The organism is Tepidiforma sp. (assembly GCF_034432735.1).
Classification (GTDB): domain Bacteria; phylum Chloroflexota; class Dehalococcoidia; order Tepidiformales; family Tepidiformaceae; genus Tepidiforma.
Genome location: NZ_DAOUBJ010000044.1, coordinates 1 through 15,989, shown reverse-complemented (window position 1 = coordinate 15,989; position 15,989 = coordinate 1). Strand labels below are relative to the sequence as shown.

Here is a 15,989-nt window from a genome sequence, read left to right as displayed (position 1 = left end):
GGGGGTGCCCGCTGATACGGATGCTCGGCCGCGCCTGGTGGTGCTCGACTCGCATGGCATTCTCTACCGGGCGTTCTTCGCGTTCGCGAATTCGGACAGCCCGCTGATGACGTCGAAGGGCGAGCTGACGTTCGCAGTTCATGGCTATGCGGAGACGTTGATCCGGGTGCTGGATGTGCTCCGGCCGACGCATATTTGCGCCGCCTGGGATGCTGGCGGGAAGACGTTTCGCCACGAGGCGAGCGAGGCGTACAAGGCGACACGCCGGGAGACGCCGGAGGAGCTGGTGCGCCAGATGGGGCGGGTACGGGAGATGCTGGATGCGTTCGGCATTCCGGTCTTCGAGGTTCCGGGCTACGAGGCGGACGATGTGGCGGGGACGATCGCGACGAGGGCAGCGGCACAGGGTATCGAGACGTATATCGCGACGCTGGATACGGATCTCGTTCAGCTGGTGGGGCCGAACATCAAGCTGTTCATGTTCCGGCCGTTTCAACGGGACACGGTGGAGTACGACGAAGCGAAGGTAGCTGAGCGCTGGGGATTCAGTCCGAAGTTCATGGTGGATTTCAAGGCGCTGAAGGGGGACACGAGCGACAACATCGAAGGGATCCGTGGCATCGGTGAGAAGACGGCAGCGGAACTGATTCGGCGTTTCGGGCCGGTCGAGGCGATTTACGAGAACATCGAGCTCTTGAAGGGGGCGGTGAAGCAGCGGCTTTTGGATGGGCGCGAGGTGGCGCTGCGAAACAAGGAGCTGGTGAGGATTCGGACCGACCTGCCGATCGCGTTCGATCTGGATGCGTGTCGGGTGCGGGATTTCGACCGGGAGCGGATCGCGGCGCTTTTTCGGGAGCTGGAGTTTCGCGTGTTGGCGCAGCGGCTGGAGGAGGTGTTGGGCGCGCGGAAGGCGGTGGCGGCTTCGGCGTCGGTCGACACTGCGTATCGGGCGGTGGGCGACCGTGCGGGGTTGGAGGAGCTGGCGGCGGCGCTGCGAGCGGCCGGCGGGTTCGCGATCGCGGGGGTGACGACGACGGGAGATTCGAGCCATCCGATGCTGCTGGGGTTGGCGTTCGCGACGGAACCCGGAAGGGCATGGTATGTGCCGGTGGGGCACGCGCCACGGATGGGCGGCGAGGGGGAGCAGGTGTCGCTGGCGGAGGTCCGGGAGGTGCTTGGCCCGCTGTTGGCGGACGAGCGATTGGAGAAGACGGCCTACGGGACGAAATCGATCCTCCATCTCCTGGACCGGCACGGGATGACGCTGGCGGGCTTTGGCTTCGACGTGGCCGTCGCGGCCTTCCTGCTGGGCGAGACGTCGTCGGCCTTGAATTCGTTGGTGAACGAGCGGATGGGGGTGGAGTTGATTTCGCTTCAGTCGCTGACGGGGAGTGGGCGGAATGCGACGGTGCTGGGCCAGGCGGCGGTGGAAGCGGTGACGCCGTATGCCTGCCAGCAGGCGGATTACGCGCTGCGGATGAGGGAGCCGCTGGCGGCGGAGCTGCGGGCGCGTGGCCAGTGGTCGCTGTTCGCGGAGATGGAGATGCCGCTCATCGGGGTGCTCTACCGGATGGAGAAGGTGGGGGTGGCGGTGGATCTGGCGGTGCTTCGCGAGGCGTCGCGGGAGCTCGGCGAGGAGGCGGCCCGGGTGGAGCGGGAGATTTACGCGATCGTCGGGCACGAGTTCAATATCGGGAGCCCGAAGCAGCTGAGCGATGTGCTTTTTGGGGAGCTCGGGCTGCCGAAGACGCGCAAGACGACGCAGGGCTACAGCACGGACCAGCGGTCGCTGGAGGCACTCAGGCCACTGACGCCGATCATCGATTTGATCTTTCAGTATCGTGAGCTGACGAAGCTGAAGTCGACCTATGCGGATGCGCTCCCGGGGGCGGTAGCGGATGACGGACGCATTCATACGGATTTCCAACAGACGGTGGCAGCGACGGGCCGTTTGAGTTCGACGAACCCGAATCTGCAGAACATCCCGGTGCGAACGGAGACTGGGCGGGCGATCCGGCGCGCGTTCGTTGCGGCGTTTTTCGACGATCCGTGGCTTGTGGGTGCGGACTATTCGCAGATCGAGTTGCGCATTCTTGCGCATGTCACTGGGGACGAGGGGCTGATCGCGGCGTTTCTGGCGGATCAGGACATCCATCGGGCGACGGCAGCGACGGTTTACGGGGTGGACCCTTCGGAAGTGACGCGCCAGATGCGGGACACGGCGAAGATGGTGAACTTCGGGATCGCGTACGGGATGGGCGAGTTTGGGCTGGCGAGCCGTACGGGGATGACGCGGGAGGAGGCGGAGGCGTTCATTCGGACGTATTACGAGAAGTACCCGGGGATAGCGCGGTGGCAGGAGGAGACGCTGGCCTTCACGCGGGAGCGGGGCTACGCGGAGACGCTTTTCGGTCGGCGCCGATACCTTCCGGCAATTCGTAGTTCGAATTTTCAGGTGCGCTCGGCGGCGGAACGAGAGGCGATCAATATGCCGATTCAGGGCACAGCGGCCGACATCATCAAGGTGGCGATGATTCGCGTGGACGAGGAGCTACGCGAGCGGGGGCTGCGGAGCCGGATGATTCTGCAGGTGCACGATGAGCTGATTTTCGAGTGCCCGGCAGAGGAGGTGGAAGCAGTCCGGGAGCTGGCGCCGCGGGTGATGTCGGGGAGCATCGAGCTGAAGGTTCCGCTGAAGGTGGACTTGAAGCAGGGCCGGAACTGGGGCGAGATGGAGTAGCCCTGCGTATACTCTGGCCGAAACTGGACGATAGGCTCGGGGGATTGTCGATGGCGGATACGGGCAGTTACGAGGGTATGCTCGCGGAGGTGACGAAGGTCCACGGGCACGGTGGCGACTGGATATCGGTCTACGTTGCGCGGCCACTCGGGCCGGGGCCATTCCCAGCGGTTGTTTGGCTGCATCACATGCCCGGCTGGGACGAATGGACGAAGGAGGCAGCACGAAAGCTGGCGTACCACGGGTTCATGGTGGCGGTTCCGGACCTCTATTGTCGGGCGGGGACGGGCGCGCCGGAGGACGTGGCGGCGAAGGTGCGGTCGGAGGGTGGGGTGCCGGATGCGCAGGTGGTGGGAGACGCTGCGGCCTGTCGCGATTTTCTCCGAGCGCTGCCGCAATCGAACGGTAAGGTGGGGGTGACGGGCACGTGTTCGGGCGGGCGCCATGCTTACCTGGCTGCCTGTCTGGAGCGGTTCGATGCGTGCGTGGATCTGTGGGGCGGCGGTGTGGTGATGCGGCCTGAGGAGCTGACGGAGAAGCGGCCCGTGGCGCCGATCGACTACACAAAGGACCTCTCGTGTCCGTTGTTGGGTCTGTTCGGTGAGGAGGATCGGGCACCTTCGCCGGAGCAGGTTCGGCTGCACGAGGAGGAATTGAGGAAGCATGGCAAGGTGTACGAGTTCCACCTGTATCCAGGTGCGGGGCACGGGTTCTTCTACCACAACCGGCCGGCGGCTTACCGGGCGGAGGCGGCGGTGGATGGGTGGAGGAAGGTGCTCGATTTCTTCCACCGCCATTTGGGATGAACGGGAGGGTCTGGGGTGTGCACGAACATTTTGGTCGGCAGGGACGTCGAGGGTGCGGGGTTCGGGCGGAATGGCTGGTTTCCGGTGACGCGGGTGAGCGTGACGTACGACCATCCGTTGTACGTGGATATGGAACACGCCGTGACGGTGGACTTTGTGGATGCTTCGGGGCCGCTGGATGCGCGGGTCGGTGTGGAGCTGACGGTGGAGTCGGCGCGGGCGCTGGCGGAGGCGCTCCTGGCGGCCTGTGCGGAGGCGGAGGCGTACGAGGCCGGGCGAACGAGCCCGACGGCTTCGGGAGGTGGGGGCTGAGGGGCTCGCGGCGAGGTGCTAGCCGCCCCCGAGGGCGGGCACGATGGTGATCTCGGCGGCGGCAACGATGGTGTCGTGGAGGGCGAGCGGGACGATTTCGCCGTCGAGGGCGAAGGCGAGCTCGGGTCGGAGCCGGCCGTCTTGGACGACGCGTCGGTAGAAACCGGGGCAGCGGGCATCGACCGCCCGGAGCAGCTCGTCGACGGTGGTTGCGGGAAGGTCGAGCTCTGGCGAGCCTCCGCAGAGGCTGCGGAGGCTCGCCGGGACGATGACGCGAACCATCAGGCGAGGCCGTGGAGGGCTTCGACGATGCGCCGGGGCGAGATGGGGAGCTCGGTGAAGCGGTAGCCAGTGGCGTCGTAGATGGCGTTGGCGATGGCTGCGAGGGGCGGGACGATGGGTACTTCGCCGACGCCTCGGACTCCGTATGGGTGGCTGGGGTTGGGCACTTCGACGAGGATGGTGTCGATCATGGGGACGTCGAGCGCGGTTGGCATGCGGTAATCGAGGAAGCTGGAGTTGACCATGCGTCCTTCTTCGTCGAAGACGTATTCTTCGTTGAGGGCCCAGCCGATGCCTTGGACGACACCGCCTTGGATCTGCCCTTCGACGTAGGAGGGGTGGATGGCGGTGCCGACGTCCTGGACGGCGGTGTAGCGGAGGATGGTGACTTTGCCCGTATCGGGGTCGACTTCGACGTCGACGATGTGGGTGCCATATGCGCCGCCGACGCCGCGTGCGACGAGGGAGGCTTTGCCGGTGATGGGGCCGCCGGTGCGGGCGGATTGGGCGGCGATCTCTTTGAAGGTGAATTGGCGGCCGTCTTTTTTGCTGCGGACGACGCCGTCGGTGTATTCGATGTCGTCTTCGGGGAGACCCCAGAGCTTAGCGGCGCGGGCGATCATCTCGCGTCGGACGGCCATGCCGGCTTCGTAGACGGCGAGCCCGGTGGCGAAGGTGGTGCGGCTGCCGCCGGTGACGTCGTTGTGACCGATGGAGTCGGTATCGACGACGGAGGGGCGGATGGTTTCGTAGGGGATCCCGAGCGTCTCGGCGAGCTGCATGGCGAGCGAGGCGCGGGTGCCGCCGATGTCGGTGGAGCCTTCGACGAGGTTGACGGTACCGTCGGTGTTGACTGCGACGACGACGCTGGACTGCATGCCGCCATTGAACCAGTAGCCGGAGGCGACGCCGCGGCCGCGGTAGGGGCCTTCGATGGGCGAGCGGTAGTGGTCGGATGCGAGGGCGGCCTCGACGCACTCTTCGTGCCCGATGCGGGGGAAGGCGATGCCATTGACCATTTTGGTGCCTTTGCGGGCGGAGTTGACTTTTCGGAAGAGGAGCGGATCGACGTTTTGGTGGCGGGCGAGTTCGTCGATGACGCTTTCGATGGCGAAGGCGGCGGCGGGGGCGCCTGGGGCGCGGTAGGCGGCGGTCTTGGGTTTGTTGACGACGACGTCGTAGGCGTCGATGAGGAAGTTCTCGATGTTGTAGGGGGCGAGCATGGTCATGGAGCCGGCACCGACGGACGACCCGGGGAATGCGCCGGCTTCGTAGTAGAGGCTGGCTTGGACGGCGGTGAGGCGGTCGCCCTTGGCTGCGGCCTTGACGCGGATGACGGTACCGGATGTGGGGCCGGTGGCTTCGAAGACCTCGGTTCGGGACATGACGATTTTGACAGGGCGGCCGCTTTTTTTGGAAAGCAGAGCAGCGACGGGGTCGAGGTAGATGGGAAGCTTGCCGCCGAAACCGCCGCCGATTTCCATGGGGACGACCTTGACTTGGGCGATTGGCTTGCGGAGGACTTCGGCGACGAGGTTTCGGACGGCGAAGGCACCCTGAGTACTGGTCCAGATGGTGAGGGTGCCGTCGGGGTTCCAGTTGGCGGTGGAATTTTGGGGCTCGATGTAGCCCTGGTGGACCATTTTGGTGCGGAATTCGCGTTCGATGACGATATCGGCTTCAGCGAAGGCTGCGTCGATGTCGCCGCCTTGGAAGCGGTTGTAGCTGGCGACGTTGGAGGGCCGGTCGCTGAGCTCGCCGGTCATGAGGGTCTTGGTGCGACGAGTTTCGTCGAGGAGGGGGGCGTCGTCGCGCATAGCATCCAAGACGTCGAGGACAGGGGGTAGTACTTCGTAGTCGACGCGAATGAGGCCGAGGGCCTCTTCGGCGAGGTGGGGGCTGGTGGCCGCGACGGCCGCGACGGCGTGGCCCCGGTAGAGGACTTTTTGGGAGGCGAGGATGTTTTCGCTGACCTCTTTGACGTTGACGGCACTTTCGCCCAGCTCTTCGACACGGTCGGCGGCCGCGGGGAGGTCGGCGTGGGTGACGACGGCGAGGACGCCGGGGGCCTTTTCCGCGGCGGAGGTGTCGATGGAGCGGATTCGGGCGTGGGCGTGTGGGCTGCGCAGGATCTTGCCGTAGATCATCCCGGGGAGGCGGATATCGGCGCCGTAGAGGGCTTTGCCGGTGACTTTTTCGACGCCGTCCGGGCGGATGGGGCGGGTACCGATGACGCGGTACTGCGGGCGTTCGACGGTGGTCATGAGGTGGCCTCCTGGAGTTGGCTGGCGGCGCGCTGGACGGCGCGGATGATTTTGTCGTAGCCGGTGCAGCGGCAAAGGTTGCCGGAGAGCCAGAAGCGGATGCGGTGCTCGTCGGCGTTGGGCTCCCTGTCGAGCAAGGCTTTTGCGGAGACGATGAACCCCGGGGTGCAGATGCCGCATTGGAGCGCGGCTTCTTCGAGAAAGGCTTGCTGGAGGGGGTGGAGGTTGTCGCCGTGGGCGATGCCTTCGATGGTGGTGATATCGGCGCCTTCGGCTTCAACGCCGAGGACGCAGCAGGCGTTGACGACGCGGCCGTTCATGATGACGGAGCATGCGCCGCAGTTGCCGTTGTTGCAGCCTTCTTTGCTTCCGGTGAGGCCGAGTTCTTCGCGGAGGACTTCGAGGAGGCTTTGGCGAGGTTCACAAAGGAAGTCGCGTTCTTCGCCGTTGATGCGTGCTTGGACGTGGGTGCGTTTCATTGCTGGTTGGGGTGCTCCTTCTGGTGGGCGCGGATGCGGCGGAGGGCGTGTTCGAGTGCGCGGACGGTGAGGACTCGAGCGAGGTGGCGGCGCTGGGCGGCGCTGCCTCGCATGTCGTCGATCGGGTTGGCGGCGTCGTGGGCGGCTTGGCCGGCGTCGGCGAAGGCCTCGGTGTCGGGTGTGCGGCCAACGAGGGCTTCGCGGGCAGCGGGGACGAGGATGGGGGTGGGGGCGACGGCGCCGAGGGCGACCTTCGCATCGGCGATGCGCCCCTGGGGGTCGAGGGCGAGGAAGGCCCCCGCGGATGCGACCGCGATGTCCATTTCGTTGCGCGGGATGAAGCGGTGGTAGAAGGCGGCGGCGTTGGTGGGAAGGGGCGGGATGCGGACGGAGACGAGGATTTCGCCGGGTTGGAGGGCGTTGCGCCCCGGCCCGAGGAAGAAGTCGGCGACGGGGAGGGTGCGCTCGCCGGATGGTCCAGCGGTGCGCGCGAGGGCTCCGAGGACCATGAGTGCGGGCGAGGAGTCGGCGGCGGGGCTCGCGTTGCAGAGGTTGCCGCCGAGGGTTGCTCGGGACTGGATGGCGATGCCGCCAATGATGGTGGCGGCGTCGACGAGGGCTGGGAATCGGCTGCGCACGGCGGGGTGTTCGTAGATTTCGGCGAGGGGGACGGCGGCACCGATCTCGAGCGCGCCGCTGGGGTGCTCGGTGATCGTGGTGAGCTCTGGTACGCGCTTCAGGTCGATGAGGAGGTCGCAGGTGCGCCGTCCTTCGCGGAGCTGGACGATGACGTCGGTTCCGCCGGCGAGGAAGAGGACGCGGCGACCATTGCTGGCGAGGGAGAGGGCCTCGGCGAGGGAGCCGGGGCGGGCGTATTCGAATGCTTGCATAGACCTTCCCGGGTGGGGGTGGCGGCGCGCGACCGCGTGGTAAGGCTGGATCATACGCCCCTTCGCTGTCGGATGTGAGGCAACAGGCGAAGCCAGGCTTTGCGGGACGTAGAATGCCGCCATGCGACGACGGATCGGCGCGTTGGCCGTGGCTACGGTTCTCGGGGCAGCGCTCCTTGGGACGCTTGCCGACGCTGGGAGCCAGCCGGCCGAGGCGCAGGAGTCGGGCTGGAGCGTGACGGAATTCGCTGCGACGTATCGCATCCGCGAGGACGGGGTGGTGGATGTGGAGGAGCGGGTGACGGTCGACTTCGGCAAGCTGCTGCGGCACGGCATCTACCGTGACCTGTTCGAGACAGCGAAGTGTGGGCCTCCGCCGAGTGGCGGCGAGACGCCGCGCTTCGTTTGCCCGGGGGGGTGGGTTCGGAAGTGGTCGTACCGGGATTTCTCGGTGGTGGACGAGCGCGGTGCGGCGTGGAAGTTCGAACGGGAATCGTTGCCCGGGACGGTTCGCCTGCGCATCGGGGATCCGGACGAGTGGGTGAGCGGCGTGCAGACGTACGTGATCCGTTATGCAGTCGAGCGGGCGCTGGACAGTTATTCGGACCACGACGAGCTGTACTGGAACGTGACGGGCCGGTGGCAAGTCCCGATCGAGCGGTTCGAACTGCGGGTCGAGCTGCCGCGGGGTGACGTTGGGGGCGTCGCTTGCTTCGTTGGAGAACCGGGATCGACGGAGCCATGCACGGGTGAGGCGCGGGACGGGGTGGCGACCTTTCGTTCGCGGCCGCTCGCTTGGGGGGAGCAGGTGACGGTGGCGGTGGGATGGGAAGCGGGGCTGGTGAGCGTGATCCCGCCGAAGGTTATCGAGCCGGCCGGGATAGACGACTATGTGAAGTTGGACGCGGTCGAGGTGGCGGGATTGGTGCTTTCTGCCGTGATTGGCGTGGCGGGGGCGCTGGCGCTTTGGTGGCGGCACGGGCGAGACCGGCGGTACCGGAGCATCTACTACCTGACGCAAGATGTCGAGGAGGAGACGCGGCCGCTCTTCGGGGGGCCGCCGCTGGTGGTGGAATACCTGCCGCCGGAGGATTTGCGGCCGGCGCAGATGGGCGTGCTTTTGGATGAACGCGCGGACGAGCGGGACGTGACGGCGACCATCGTCGATCTGGCGGTGCGGGGCTACCTGCACATTACGGAGATCCCGAAGAAAGGGCTGCTCGGTAGGGTGGATTGGGAGCTGACGAAGCTGAAGCCGGGCGACGACCTGCTTCCGTACGAGGCGGCGCTGCTCGATGCGCTTTTCGAGGGTGGCGAGCGGGTGAAGGTCTCGGAGCTGAAGTACAAGTTCGCGGACGATTTGCGGCGCGTCCAAGGGCTGCTCTACGACGATGCGATGGCGCGGGGCTGGTTCGCGGTGCGGCCGGGCTCCGCGAAGAGCAGTGGGGTGGTTGCGGCGCTGGGCGTGCTGGCCGGGGCGGTCGGGTTGAGCCTCGCGAGTGCGACGCTCTTGGGCAGGGCGCTCCTTCCGGCGGGTCTGGCGGCGGGTGGGTTCGCGCTGTTCGGGTTGGCGCCAGCGATGGCTCGGCGGACGGCGATGGGGAGCGAGATGCTGCGGCGGGTGCTTGGCTTCCGGCTCTACATCGAGACGGCGGAAACGCACCGGCAGGAGTTCAACGAGCAGCGGAACATTTTTGCGCGGTACTTGCCGTTCGCGATCGTGTTCGGGTGCGTCGAGAAGTGGGCCAAGGCGTTTTCAGGGCTCGACGCTGCCGCGCGCGAGGCGACCACGGCGTGGTACACGGGGGTGGGCCCGTTCCAGGTGATGGCGTTTTCGGAGGGGTTGCGGACGTTCGATCGCTCGGTCGGGGCGACGCTCGGGGCGACGCGTTCGAGCGGCGGGTCGGGTTTCAGCGGGGGCTCTGGGGGCGGGGGCGGCGGCGGCGGCGGCGGATCCTGGTGAGCGGGTTGTGGTGTTCGTACATGTGTTCTACAGTGCACGGGCCGCTGGAGACCAGCGCGAAGGAGGACTGCCATGCCCGTGACTCTTTCTCACATCCAGATCAATGTCGATCCCGCGCATCTCGGCTTCTACCGAGAATTTTTTGCCCACTGCGGTTGGCAGACGCTGCACGATGCGGACGGTGTGCTGGGCGTTGGGGCGACGAACGATACGAGTTTGTGGTTCGTGCCTCAGGCGCGAACGGGAGCCAACGACCGTGACGCGGCGGGAGTGAACCACCTCGCCGTGGGCGCTGAATCGGAGCTGGGTGTGGATGACGCGGTGGCGTGGCTTCGCGGGCGGGGTGTGGAGTGCCTGTTCGAGACGCCACGGCACCGGCCCGAGTTCGCGATGGGTCCGGAGGAGACGTATTACCAGGTGATGTTCACTTCGCCGGACGGTGTGCTGTTCGAAGTGGTGTACACGGGCCCGAAGGGGGGCTAGGACTCCGAGAGCCAGGCCCGCAGATGGTGGGGGACGTTGGTGATGATGCCGGCGACGCCGGCATCGACGACGCGTTCCCAATCGGCTGGGCTGTCGGCCGTCCAGCACCAGACGGTGACCTGGCGGCGGCGGGCGCGGGCGACGAGGTCGCGTGTGATGGCGCGATGCTCGACGGAGATGGCCTGGGCGTTCCGCTTGAGCAGGCCGCCGAGCAGCCGCTCGATTCCGTCGCCGGCGACAGGCGGCGAGATGATGGCGGCCGAGATGCGCGGCTCGGCCTCGCGGGCGTGGGCAACGATGTCGGCGGAGAAGGAGTGGATGGCCGTCCAGGATTCGGCGCCCCGACGGCGGATGACGCCGACGACGGCTTCGACGGCGCGGGCATCGTGTTCGGGGTCGCCGGGGGTGGCTTTGAGTTCGCACATGACGGTGAGGCGGCCATCGACAAGGTCGAGCACTTGCTCGAGGGTGGGGACGGGTTCGCCGTCTCCAGCGTCGGCGGTCTGGAGGGCGGCGAGGGGGAGGTCGCGTACGCGCCCGGTGAGGTTGGTGGTGCGGTCGACGGTTTCGTCGTGCATGAGGACGGGGATGCCGTCGGCGCAGAGTTGTACGTCGATCTCCATGGCCTCTGCACCTGCATCGAGGCAGGCGCGGACTCCGGCGAGCGTATTGGCCGGTGCCTCGCCGGCTGCCCCGGCGTGGCCGATGACGAGGACGAAGGGTTTTTTCACGGCGCCTATCTTTACTTCGGGGATCGCTACCGGCAATCGGGCGGAAGCGGGCTCGCCTTTACCTTTTCTTGACATTTGGCTCTCGTCGATTGACGAACTGGTGGCTGAATCGGGCAAGGCGCCGGGCGCGCTCGATGGCGGTGCGCGGGGTGAGGGGGCGGCGAGGGAGGGCTGCGAGCGTGCGCAAAGCGGTATCGAAGCCGGTGGTGAGGGGCGTGCCGTGGCCGGGGAATCCAGCGGGCGGCGCGACGGCGGAGAATTCGGCGAGGGACCGAAGGTAGCGGGCGTCGTCGTGGTTCGCCCAGGCGAGGGAGCGGGTGAGTTCGCCGTCGTGGCTGATGACGAGGTCGCCGACGAAACAGGCGCCGAGGTGCTCGGCGATGAAGCAGAGGGAACCCGGCGTGTGGCCCGGCGTGGGGATGGCGCGGATTCCGGGGAGGACGATGGTCTCGCGGTCGACTGGGATCGCGACCGGCACCGGCTGGGGGCGAGGAAGGAAGCGCGCACCGATGAGGCGCAAGGGGTGGGTGCGGCCGATTCCAGGCCGAAGGTAGTGGTGGCCTTCGACCAGCCAGCAATCGCTCGCACCGGCGACGACGGGCGCTCGGGTGGCCGCGGCGAGGGCGGCAGCCGCGCCGGTGTGGTCGCGGTGCCGGTGGGTGAGGAGGATGCCTTCGAGTGGGCGGTCGAGGCTGGCGAGGGCGGTGAGGATGGGAGCGGCGCTATCGGCGAACCCGGTATCGACGAGGGCGAGGCCGCCGGATGGGAGGTCGACGAGGTAGACGTTGGATCCGCGGGTGCCGCGGATCCAACGGACCCCTGGGATGACGTCGTCGGCGAGCGTGGCGGGCACGAAGTGATGGTAGCGGGGTGGAGCGCTGGCGCGCATGGCGAGCGAGGCGGGGATTGCCAGCGCACGAAGGCCGGTGTTAGGATGCGCCGCGACGCTCAGCTGCGAACCCGGTGCGAATCCGGGGCTGTCCCGCAACTGTGATCCGCCTTTGGGCGGTAAGCCAGGTCGCCAGCGGCGTCGGTGTCTAGCCCGCGGGGAAACGGGTAGTGGACACGTGGTTCGGCTGTTGCCTTCCATGTGACGAGACCACTGCCCCTCCTGCGTGAGGGGCATTTTGCTGCCTGGCGAATGGGGCAGCGAGTCCCGCGGGCGCTGTCCGGTGCGACGGCGCCCGCGCCTTATGGGAGGGAAGGTAGCCGGCAGCGTGGTTCGGCGCCCTGCCCCCGCGGCGGGGGTCGAACGATGGATGTGACGGCGAGAGGTTCGGGGCTGGGGAGCGGCGCGGCGAGCGTGTGTCCGGCCGATGGTTCGGCTGGACTTCGGCGCTTCGCGCTGGTGTGTGCGGTGTTGGTCGTGTTGTGGTGGGCGGCGGCCGTGATGGCCGTGGCGAACGGGCCGTTCCGCATTCCGCCGGCGCACGTGGTTTCGGTGCTGGCGGCTCGGGCTGGCATCGACCTCGGGGTTCACGAGGAGCGCGAGCGGCTGGTGGTGGAACGGCTTCGGCTGCCGCGTGTGGTGCTGGCGACGCTGGTCGGTGCGGGGCTGGCGGCGGCGGGCGCGACGATGCAGGCGCTCTTTCGCAACCCATTGGCGGATCCGGGCCTTCTGGGCGTCTCGTCGGGGGCGGCGACGGGTGCGGTGGTGGCGATCGCTTCGGGGCTCGGGGCGGCGTCGCTCTGGTGGGTGTGTGGGTCGGCCTTTGGCGGGGCGCTCGGTGCGGCCGGGCTCGTGTACCTGTTGGGGTCGCCCGGAGGCGTGCCGGTACCGTCGAGTCTGCTGCTGGCGGGGGTGGCGGTGAGCGCGTTCCTTGGCTCTGCGACGGCGGTCGTCATCGCGCTGGTTCCACCCGACGAGGCGCTGCGGGGGATTCTGTTCTGGCTGGCGGGCGGCTTCAGTGGGGCATCGTGGGAGTACGCCCGCGTGGTCGTGGTGCCGATTGGCGCTGGCCTGGTGGTGATGGGGCTCGCCGGGCGCGAACTGAATCTGCTGGCGGTTTCGGAAGAGGTTGCAGCGACCAGTGGGGTGCGGGTGGGCCGCACGCGTGCGCTCCTGCTGGGGAGCGCGACGCTGGCGACGGCTGCGTCGGTGAGCGTGAGCGGGACAATCGGCTTCGTTGGGCTCGTCGTCCCTCATTTGCTGCGGCTGGTGATGGGGCCGGATTACCGCTATCTGCTGCCCGCATCGATGTTGGCTGGGGCGGCTGTGTTGGTGGGGGCGGACACGGTGGCCCGGACGGTGGTGCGGCCGGCAGAGCTGCAGGTGGGGATGGTGACGGCGCTCGTCGGGGCACCGGTTTTTGCGGCGATCCTGCTGCGACAGCGCTCGCGGCTGACGATCCAGGTTTGATCCGAGGAGGGTTATTTCGACGATGAGACGACTTTTGCAACGGCTTTTGCCTCTGGCCCTGGCCGCACTCGCGGTGGGCGCCTTTGCCTCGGCGTGCGGGGGCGACGATGACGACGGGTCGCCTTCGCCCACGCCATCGAACGCTGCGACCGCCACTGCTATGGCGACGCCGACGGCATCGCCGGCGAAGCGGATCGAGGAGCGGCTGAGGGGAGTGCCGGGGATCGTCGACGCTACGAATCTCTCGTGGCCACGCGAGGTGGAGGGGCTGAACGGCCGGCGCGCCATCAAGGCGAAGCCGATGAAGATTCACACGATGTCGGCGGGCATCGACGAGATCACGCTGTCGCTGGTTCCGCTGGACCGCATCGTGGGTGTGGGTTCGGCGACGAAGAATCCGGACACGTCGAGTTTCGCACCGCTGGTGAAATCGCTGCCGACGGTAGCGCGCGAACCCGAAGCGGTGGTCGCGAGCGGGGCGGAGTTGGTGATTGCGACGCCAACGCAGAAGGCGGATGTGGTGGCGGCGATCGAGGGAGCGGGTATTCCGGTAATCCAGTTGAACTTGGACCCGACGCCTGCGGGCCGGCTGAACGCGATTCTGCTGCTGGGCTACATCTACGGTGAGGAGGAGCGCGCGATCGCGCTGGCGGACGAGGTTTCGGCGCGGTACGAGAAGGTGGTCGCGGTGACGGGGAAGAAGGCGGACGCGGAAAAGCCGGTCGTCGCCCATCTGACGAAGTACACGTCGCTCTATATGGCTGGTTCGGGGACGACGGGTGAGGGCATCGTGACGGCGGCTGGGGCGAAGAACGCTGGCACGGTAAGCGGGGTGAAGGGGAACCAGCAGATTGGGCTGGAGGCGGTCGTCGCGGCGAATCCGGACATCATCATCATTCCGATGCCGAATGAGGCGGGCGAGAAGTTCAAGGCGGAGTTGTTGGCAGAGCCGACCCTCGCGGGCGTACCGGCGGTGCGGAACGGCAAGGTGTACGTCGTGCCGCCCTCGCTGTACACGACGAACTCGTTCGCGAACGTGCGGGCGGTGGAACACCTCGCGCACATCCTGTGGCCGAACGAGTTTCCGGTGGCGGACCCGCCGCAATTCAGCCTGGCTGGTCAAGGTCGCTAGGGAGGCCGGGATGGCGGCGTCGTTCGTGCTGGAGGCTTCGGGGATGGGGTATCGTGCGGGGTCGCGGTGGCTCGTGCGGGACGTTTCGCTTTGCGTCGGGCCGGGCGAGGTGTTGGGGCTCATCGGGCCGAACGGCGCCGGGAAATCGACCGTTGCGAAGCTGCTGGCTGGCCTGCTCCGGCCGGCAGTTGGCTCGGTTCGATTCGAAGTCGAGGGGCGAGCGGTGACGGGAAGAGCGGCCGCTCGCCACCTCGCCTTCGTGCAGCAATCGATCCCGCAGGCGCCGGGATTCACCGCCGGGGAGCTGGTGGCGATGGGACGCTACCCGCACCGCGGAGCGCTTGCCCGGGAGAGCGAGGCGGACCGGGAGTTCGCCGCACGGGCGATGGCGGCGGTGGGGGTATTGGAGTTGGCGGGGCGGCGATTCGACACGCTCTCCGGCGGCGAGCGGCAACGAGTGATGGTTGCACGCGCGCTGGCGCAGGCGGATTCAGTGGTGATTCTGGACGAGCCGACGGCGTCGCTGGATGTTCGTCATCAGCTGGAGCTGTTCATGCTGCTGCGGCGGCTGGCCGGTAGGGGGATGGGTTTCGTGGTCGTTTTGCACGACCTCGAGGCGGCGGCACGTTGGTGCGACCGTTCGATGCTGTTGCATGGGGGGCGGGTTGTCGCGGTGGGCCGGCCCCGAGATGTGTTCGTGCCGGCGCGCTTGGGAGCAGTTTACGGGCTGGAGGCAAGGGTGCGGTGGGATGGTGCGGATGGCTGTCGGGTGGATTTCGAGCTGCCGGGCGACCGGCAGGCCGAGGCGTTGGAGGTAGTCCATGGACGGGATTGAGCACCAGCCGGTGAAGGGCCCGCGGAAGAAGAAGGGGTTGCTCATCGTGAATACGGGCAATGGGAAGGGGAAGACGACGGCAGCGCTGGGGATGGTGTTGCGCGCGTGGGGTCGGGGGATGGCGGTGGAGGTTTACCAATTCATCAAGCCGCCGACGGCGAATTTCGGTGAGCACCGAGCGGCGAAGCGGCTCGGGATTCCGGTCTATCCGCTGGGCGACGGGTTCACGTGGAAGTCGAAGGATTTGGAGCGGACGCGGGCATTGGCGCTGGAGCAGTGGGAGCGTGCCCGGGCCCGGCTCATGGACCCGGAGCTTTCGCTGCTGGTGCTGGACGAATTTACCTACCTGCTGCACTACGGCTGGCTGGCGACGGCTGACGCCGTGGAGGCGCTGGTCGAGCGGCGGCCGATGCTGCACGTGGTGGTGACGGGGAGGTATGCGCCGGCTGCGCTCGTCGAGGCGGCCGATCTGGTGACGGAAATGACGCTCGTGAAGCATCCGTATCGCGAGCAGGGAATCAAAGCACAACCTGGGGTGGAATTTTGATGGTGTACGACATTCCGGCGATCGACGAAGTTGCGGCGCAGGCGACGGCTTCGCGGCTGGACCGGCTGACGAAGCCGCTCGGGAGCCTCGGGCGTTTGGAGGAGCTAGCGGTTCGTTTGGCGGGGATGACCGGGGATGCGAGGTGCCGTTTCGAGCATCAGATCGG

16 protein-coding genes and 1 riboswitch are annotated in these 15,989 nt (G+C 67.3%); of the genes, 10 read left to right on the top strand and 6 right to left on the bottom strand.

Annotated features, from left to right (window positions below):
* Nucleotides 1-4 precede the first annotated feature (4 nt).
* The 3 genes from polA to VAE53_RS04570 all read left to right on the top strand — a co-directional run bounded on the left by polA (nucleotide 5) and on the right by VAE53_RS04570 (nucleotide 3,858).
* Entirely contained in the window at nucleotides 5-2,740 is a 2,736-nt protein-coding gene (gene polA / locus VAE53_RS04580; RefSeq protein WP_322818189.1) for a DNA polymerase I, read from the top strand.
* 89 nt (nucleotides 2,741-2,829) lie between these two features.
* On the top strand, nucleotides 2,830-3,546 hold the full coding sequence (locus VAE53_RS04575; RefSeq protein ID WP_322818188.1) for a dienelactone hydrolase family protein: 717 nt from the start codon (nucleotides 2,830-2,832) through the stop codon (nucleotides 3,544-3,546).
* A gap of 15 nt (nucleotides 3,547-3,561) precedes the next feature.
* Complete coding sequence (locus VAE53_RS04570; protein ID WP_322818187.1) at nucleotides 3,562-3,858, top strand: DUF6295 family protein; 297 nt, start codon at nucleotides 3,562-3,564, stop codon at nucleotides 3,856-3,858.
* Between the two features lie 18 nt (nucleotides 3,859-3,876).
* Here VAE53_RS04570 and VAE53_RS04565 read toward each other — a convergent pair whose 3' ends face one another.
* From VAE53_RS04565 to VAE53_RS04550, 4 genes are read right to left on the bottom strand one after another with little or no spacing between them, the layout of a single operon-like run.
* Complete coding sequence (locus VAE53_RS04565; protein ID WP_322818186.1) at nucleotides 3,877-4,140, bottom strand: MoaD/ThiS family protein; 264 nt, start codon at nucleotides 4,138-4,140, stop codon at nucleotides 3,877-3,879.
* Nucleotides 4,140-6,404, bottom strand: coding sequence for a xanthine dehydrogenase family protein molybdopterin-binding subunit (locus VAE53_RS04560; RefSeq protein WP_322818185.1), 2,265 nt, complete (start codon nucleotides 6,402-6,404; stop codon nucleotides 4,140-4,142). Before VAE53_RS04560 ends, VAE53_RS04565 begins: the two co-directional genes overlap by 1 nt.
* Nucleotides 6,401-6,883, bottom strand: coding sequence for a (2Fe-2S)-binding protein (locus VAE53_RS04555; protein WP_322818184.1), 483 nt, complete (start codon nucleotides 6,881-6,883; stop codon nucleotides 6,401-6,403). Before VAE53_RS04555 ends, VAE53_RS04560 begins: the two co-directional genes overlap by 4 nt.
* Nucleotides 6,880-7,773 (bottom strand): xanthine dehydrogenase family protein subunit M, encoded by an 894-nt coding sequence (locus VAE53_RS04550; RefSeq protein WP_322818183.1) that lies wholly within the window; start codon nucleotides 7,771-7,773, stop codon nucleotides 6,880-6,882. Before VAE53_RS04550 ends, VAE53_RS04555 begins: the two co-directional genes overlap by 4 nt.
* Nucleotides 7,774-7,894: 121 nt before the next feature.
* Between VAE53_RS04550 and VAE53_RS04545 the strand changes: the two genes are divergently transcribed.
* Both VAE53_RS04545 and VAE53_RS04540 read left to right on the top strand, forming a co-directional pair.
* Nucleotides 7,895-9,736, top strand: a complete 1,842-nt coding sequence (locus VAE53_RS04545; RefSeq protein WP_322818182.1) for a DUF2207 domain-containing protein — start codon at nucleotides 7,895-7,897, stop codon at nucleotides 9,734-9,736.
* A gap of 72 nt (nucleotides 9,737-9,808) precedes the next feature.
* On the top strand, nucleotides 9,809-10,219 hold the full coding sequence (locus VAE53_RS04540; protein WP_322818181.1) for a hypothetical protein: 411 nt from the start codon (nucleotides 9,809-9,811) through the stop codon (nucleotides 10,217-10,219).
* On the opposite strand, the gene VAE53_RS04535 is transcribed toward VAE53_RS04540, so the two are convergent.
* A complete protein-coding gene (locus tag VAE53_RS04535; protein WP_322818180.1) occupies nucleotides 10,216-10,950 on the bottom strand; it encodes a glycerophosphodiester phosphodiesterase in 735 nt (244 codons plus the stop codon). The genes VAE53_RS04540 and VAE53_RS04535 overlap by 4 nt on opposite strands.
* Nucleotides 10,951-11,008: 58 nt before the next feature.
* The gene (locus VAE53_RS04530; RefSeq protein WP_322818179.1) at nucleotides 11,009-11,803 is read right to left on the bottom strand and encodes an MBL fold metallo-hydrolase; all 795 of its coding nucleotides are present in this window, start codon (nucleotides 11,801-11,803) and stop codon (nucleotides 11,009-11,011) included.
* A 54-nt stretch (nucleotides 11,804-11,857) separates the two neighbouring features.
* A riboswitch (cobalamin riboswitch) is annotated at nucleotides 11,858-11,991 on the top strand.
* 214 nt (nucleotides 11,992-12,205) lie between these two features.
* Between VAE53_RS04530 and VAE53_RS04525 the strand changes: the two genes are divergently transcribed.
* The 5 genes from VAE53_RS04525 to VAE53_RS13170 all read left to right on the top strand — a co-directional run.
* Complete coding sequence (locus tag VAE53_RS04525) at nucleotides 12,206-13,309, top strand: iron ABC transporter permease (protein ID WP_322818178.1); 1,104 nt, start codon at nucleotides 12,206-12,208, stop codon at nucleotides 13,307-13,309.
* Nucleotides 13,310-13,331: 22 nt separating this feature from the next.
* Nucleotides 13,332-14,441 carry an ABC transporter substrate-binding protein gene (locus tag VAE53_RS04520; protein WP_322818177.1) on the top strand — a complete coding sequence of 370 codons (1,110 nt, stop codon included), beginning with the start codon at nucleotides 13,332-13,334 and terminating at the stop codon, nucleotides 14,439-14,441.
* 10 nt (nucleotides 14,442-14,451) lie between these two features.
* On the top strand, nucleotides 14,452-15,276 hold the full coding sequence (locus VAE53_RS04515; RefSeq protein ID WP_322818176.1) for an ABC transporter ATP-binding protein: 825 nt from the start codon (nucleotides 14,452-14,454) through the stop codon (nucleotides 15,274-15,276).
* Nucleotides 15,263-15,823 (top strand): cob(I)yrinic acid a,c-diamide adenosyltransferase, encoded by a 561-nt coding sequence (cobO, locus tag VAE53_RS04510; RefSeq protein ID WP_322818175.1) that lies wholly within the window; start codon nucleotides 15,263-15,265, stop codon nucleotides 15,821-15,823. Before VAE53_RS04515 ends, cobO begins: the two co-directional genes overlap by 14 nt.
* The coding region (locus VAE53_RS13170) for a nicotinate-nucleotide--dimethylbenzimidazole phosphoribosyltransferase (protein ID WP_369294025.1) at nucleotides 15,823-15,989 on the top strand (167 nt) is incomplete at its 3' end. The genes cobO and VAE53_RS13170, both read left to right, overlap by 1 nt.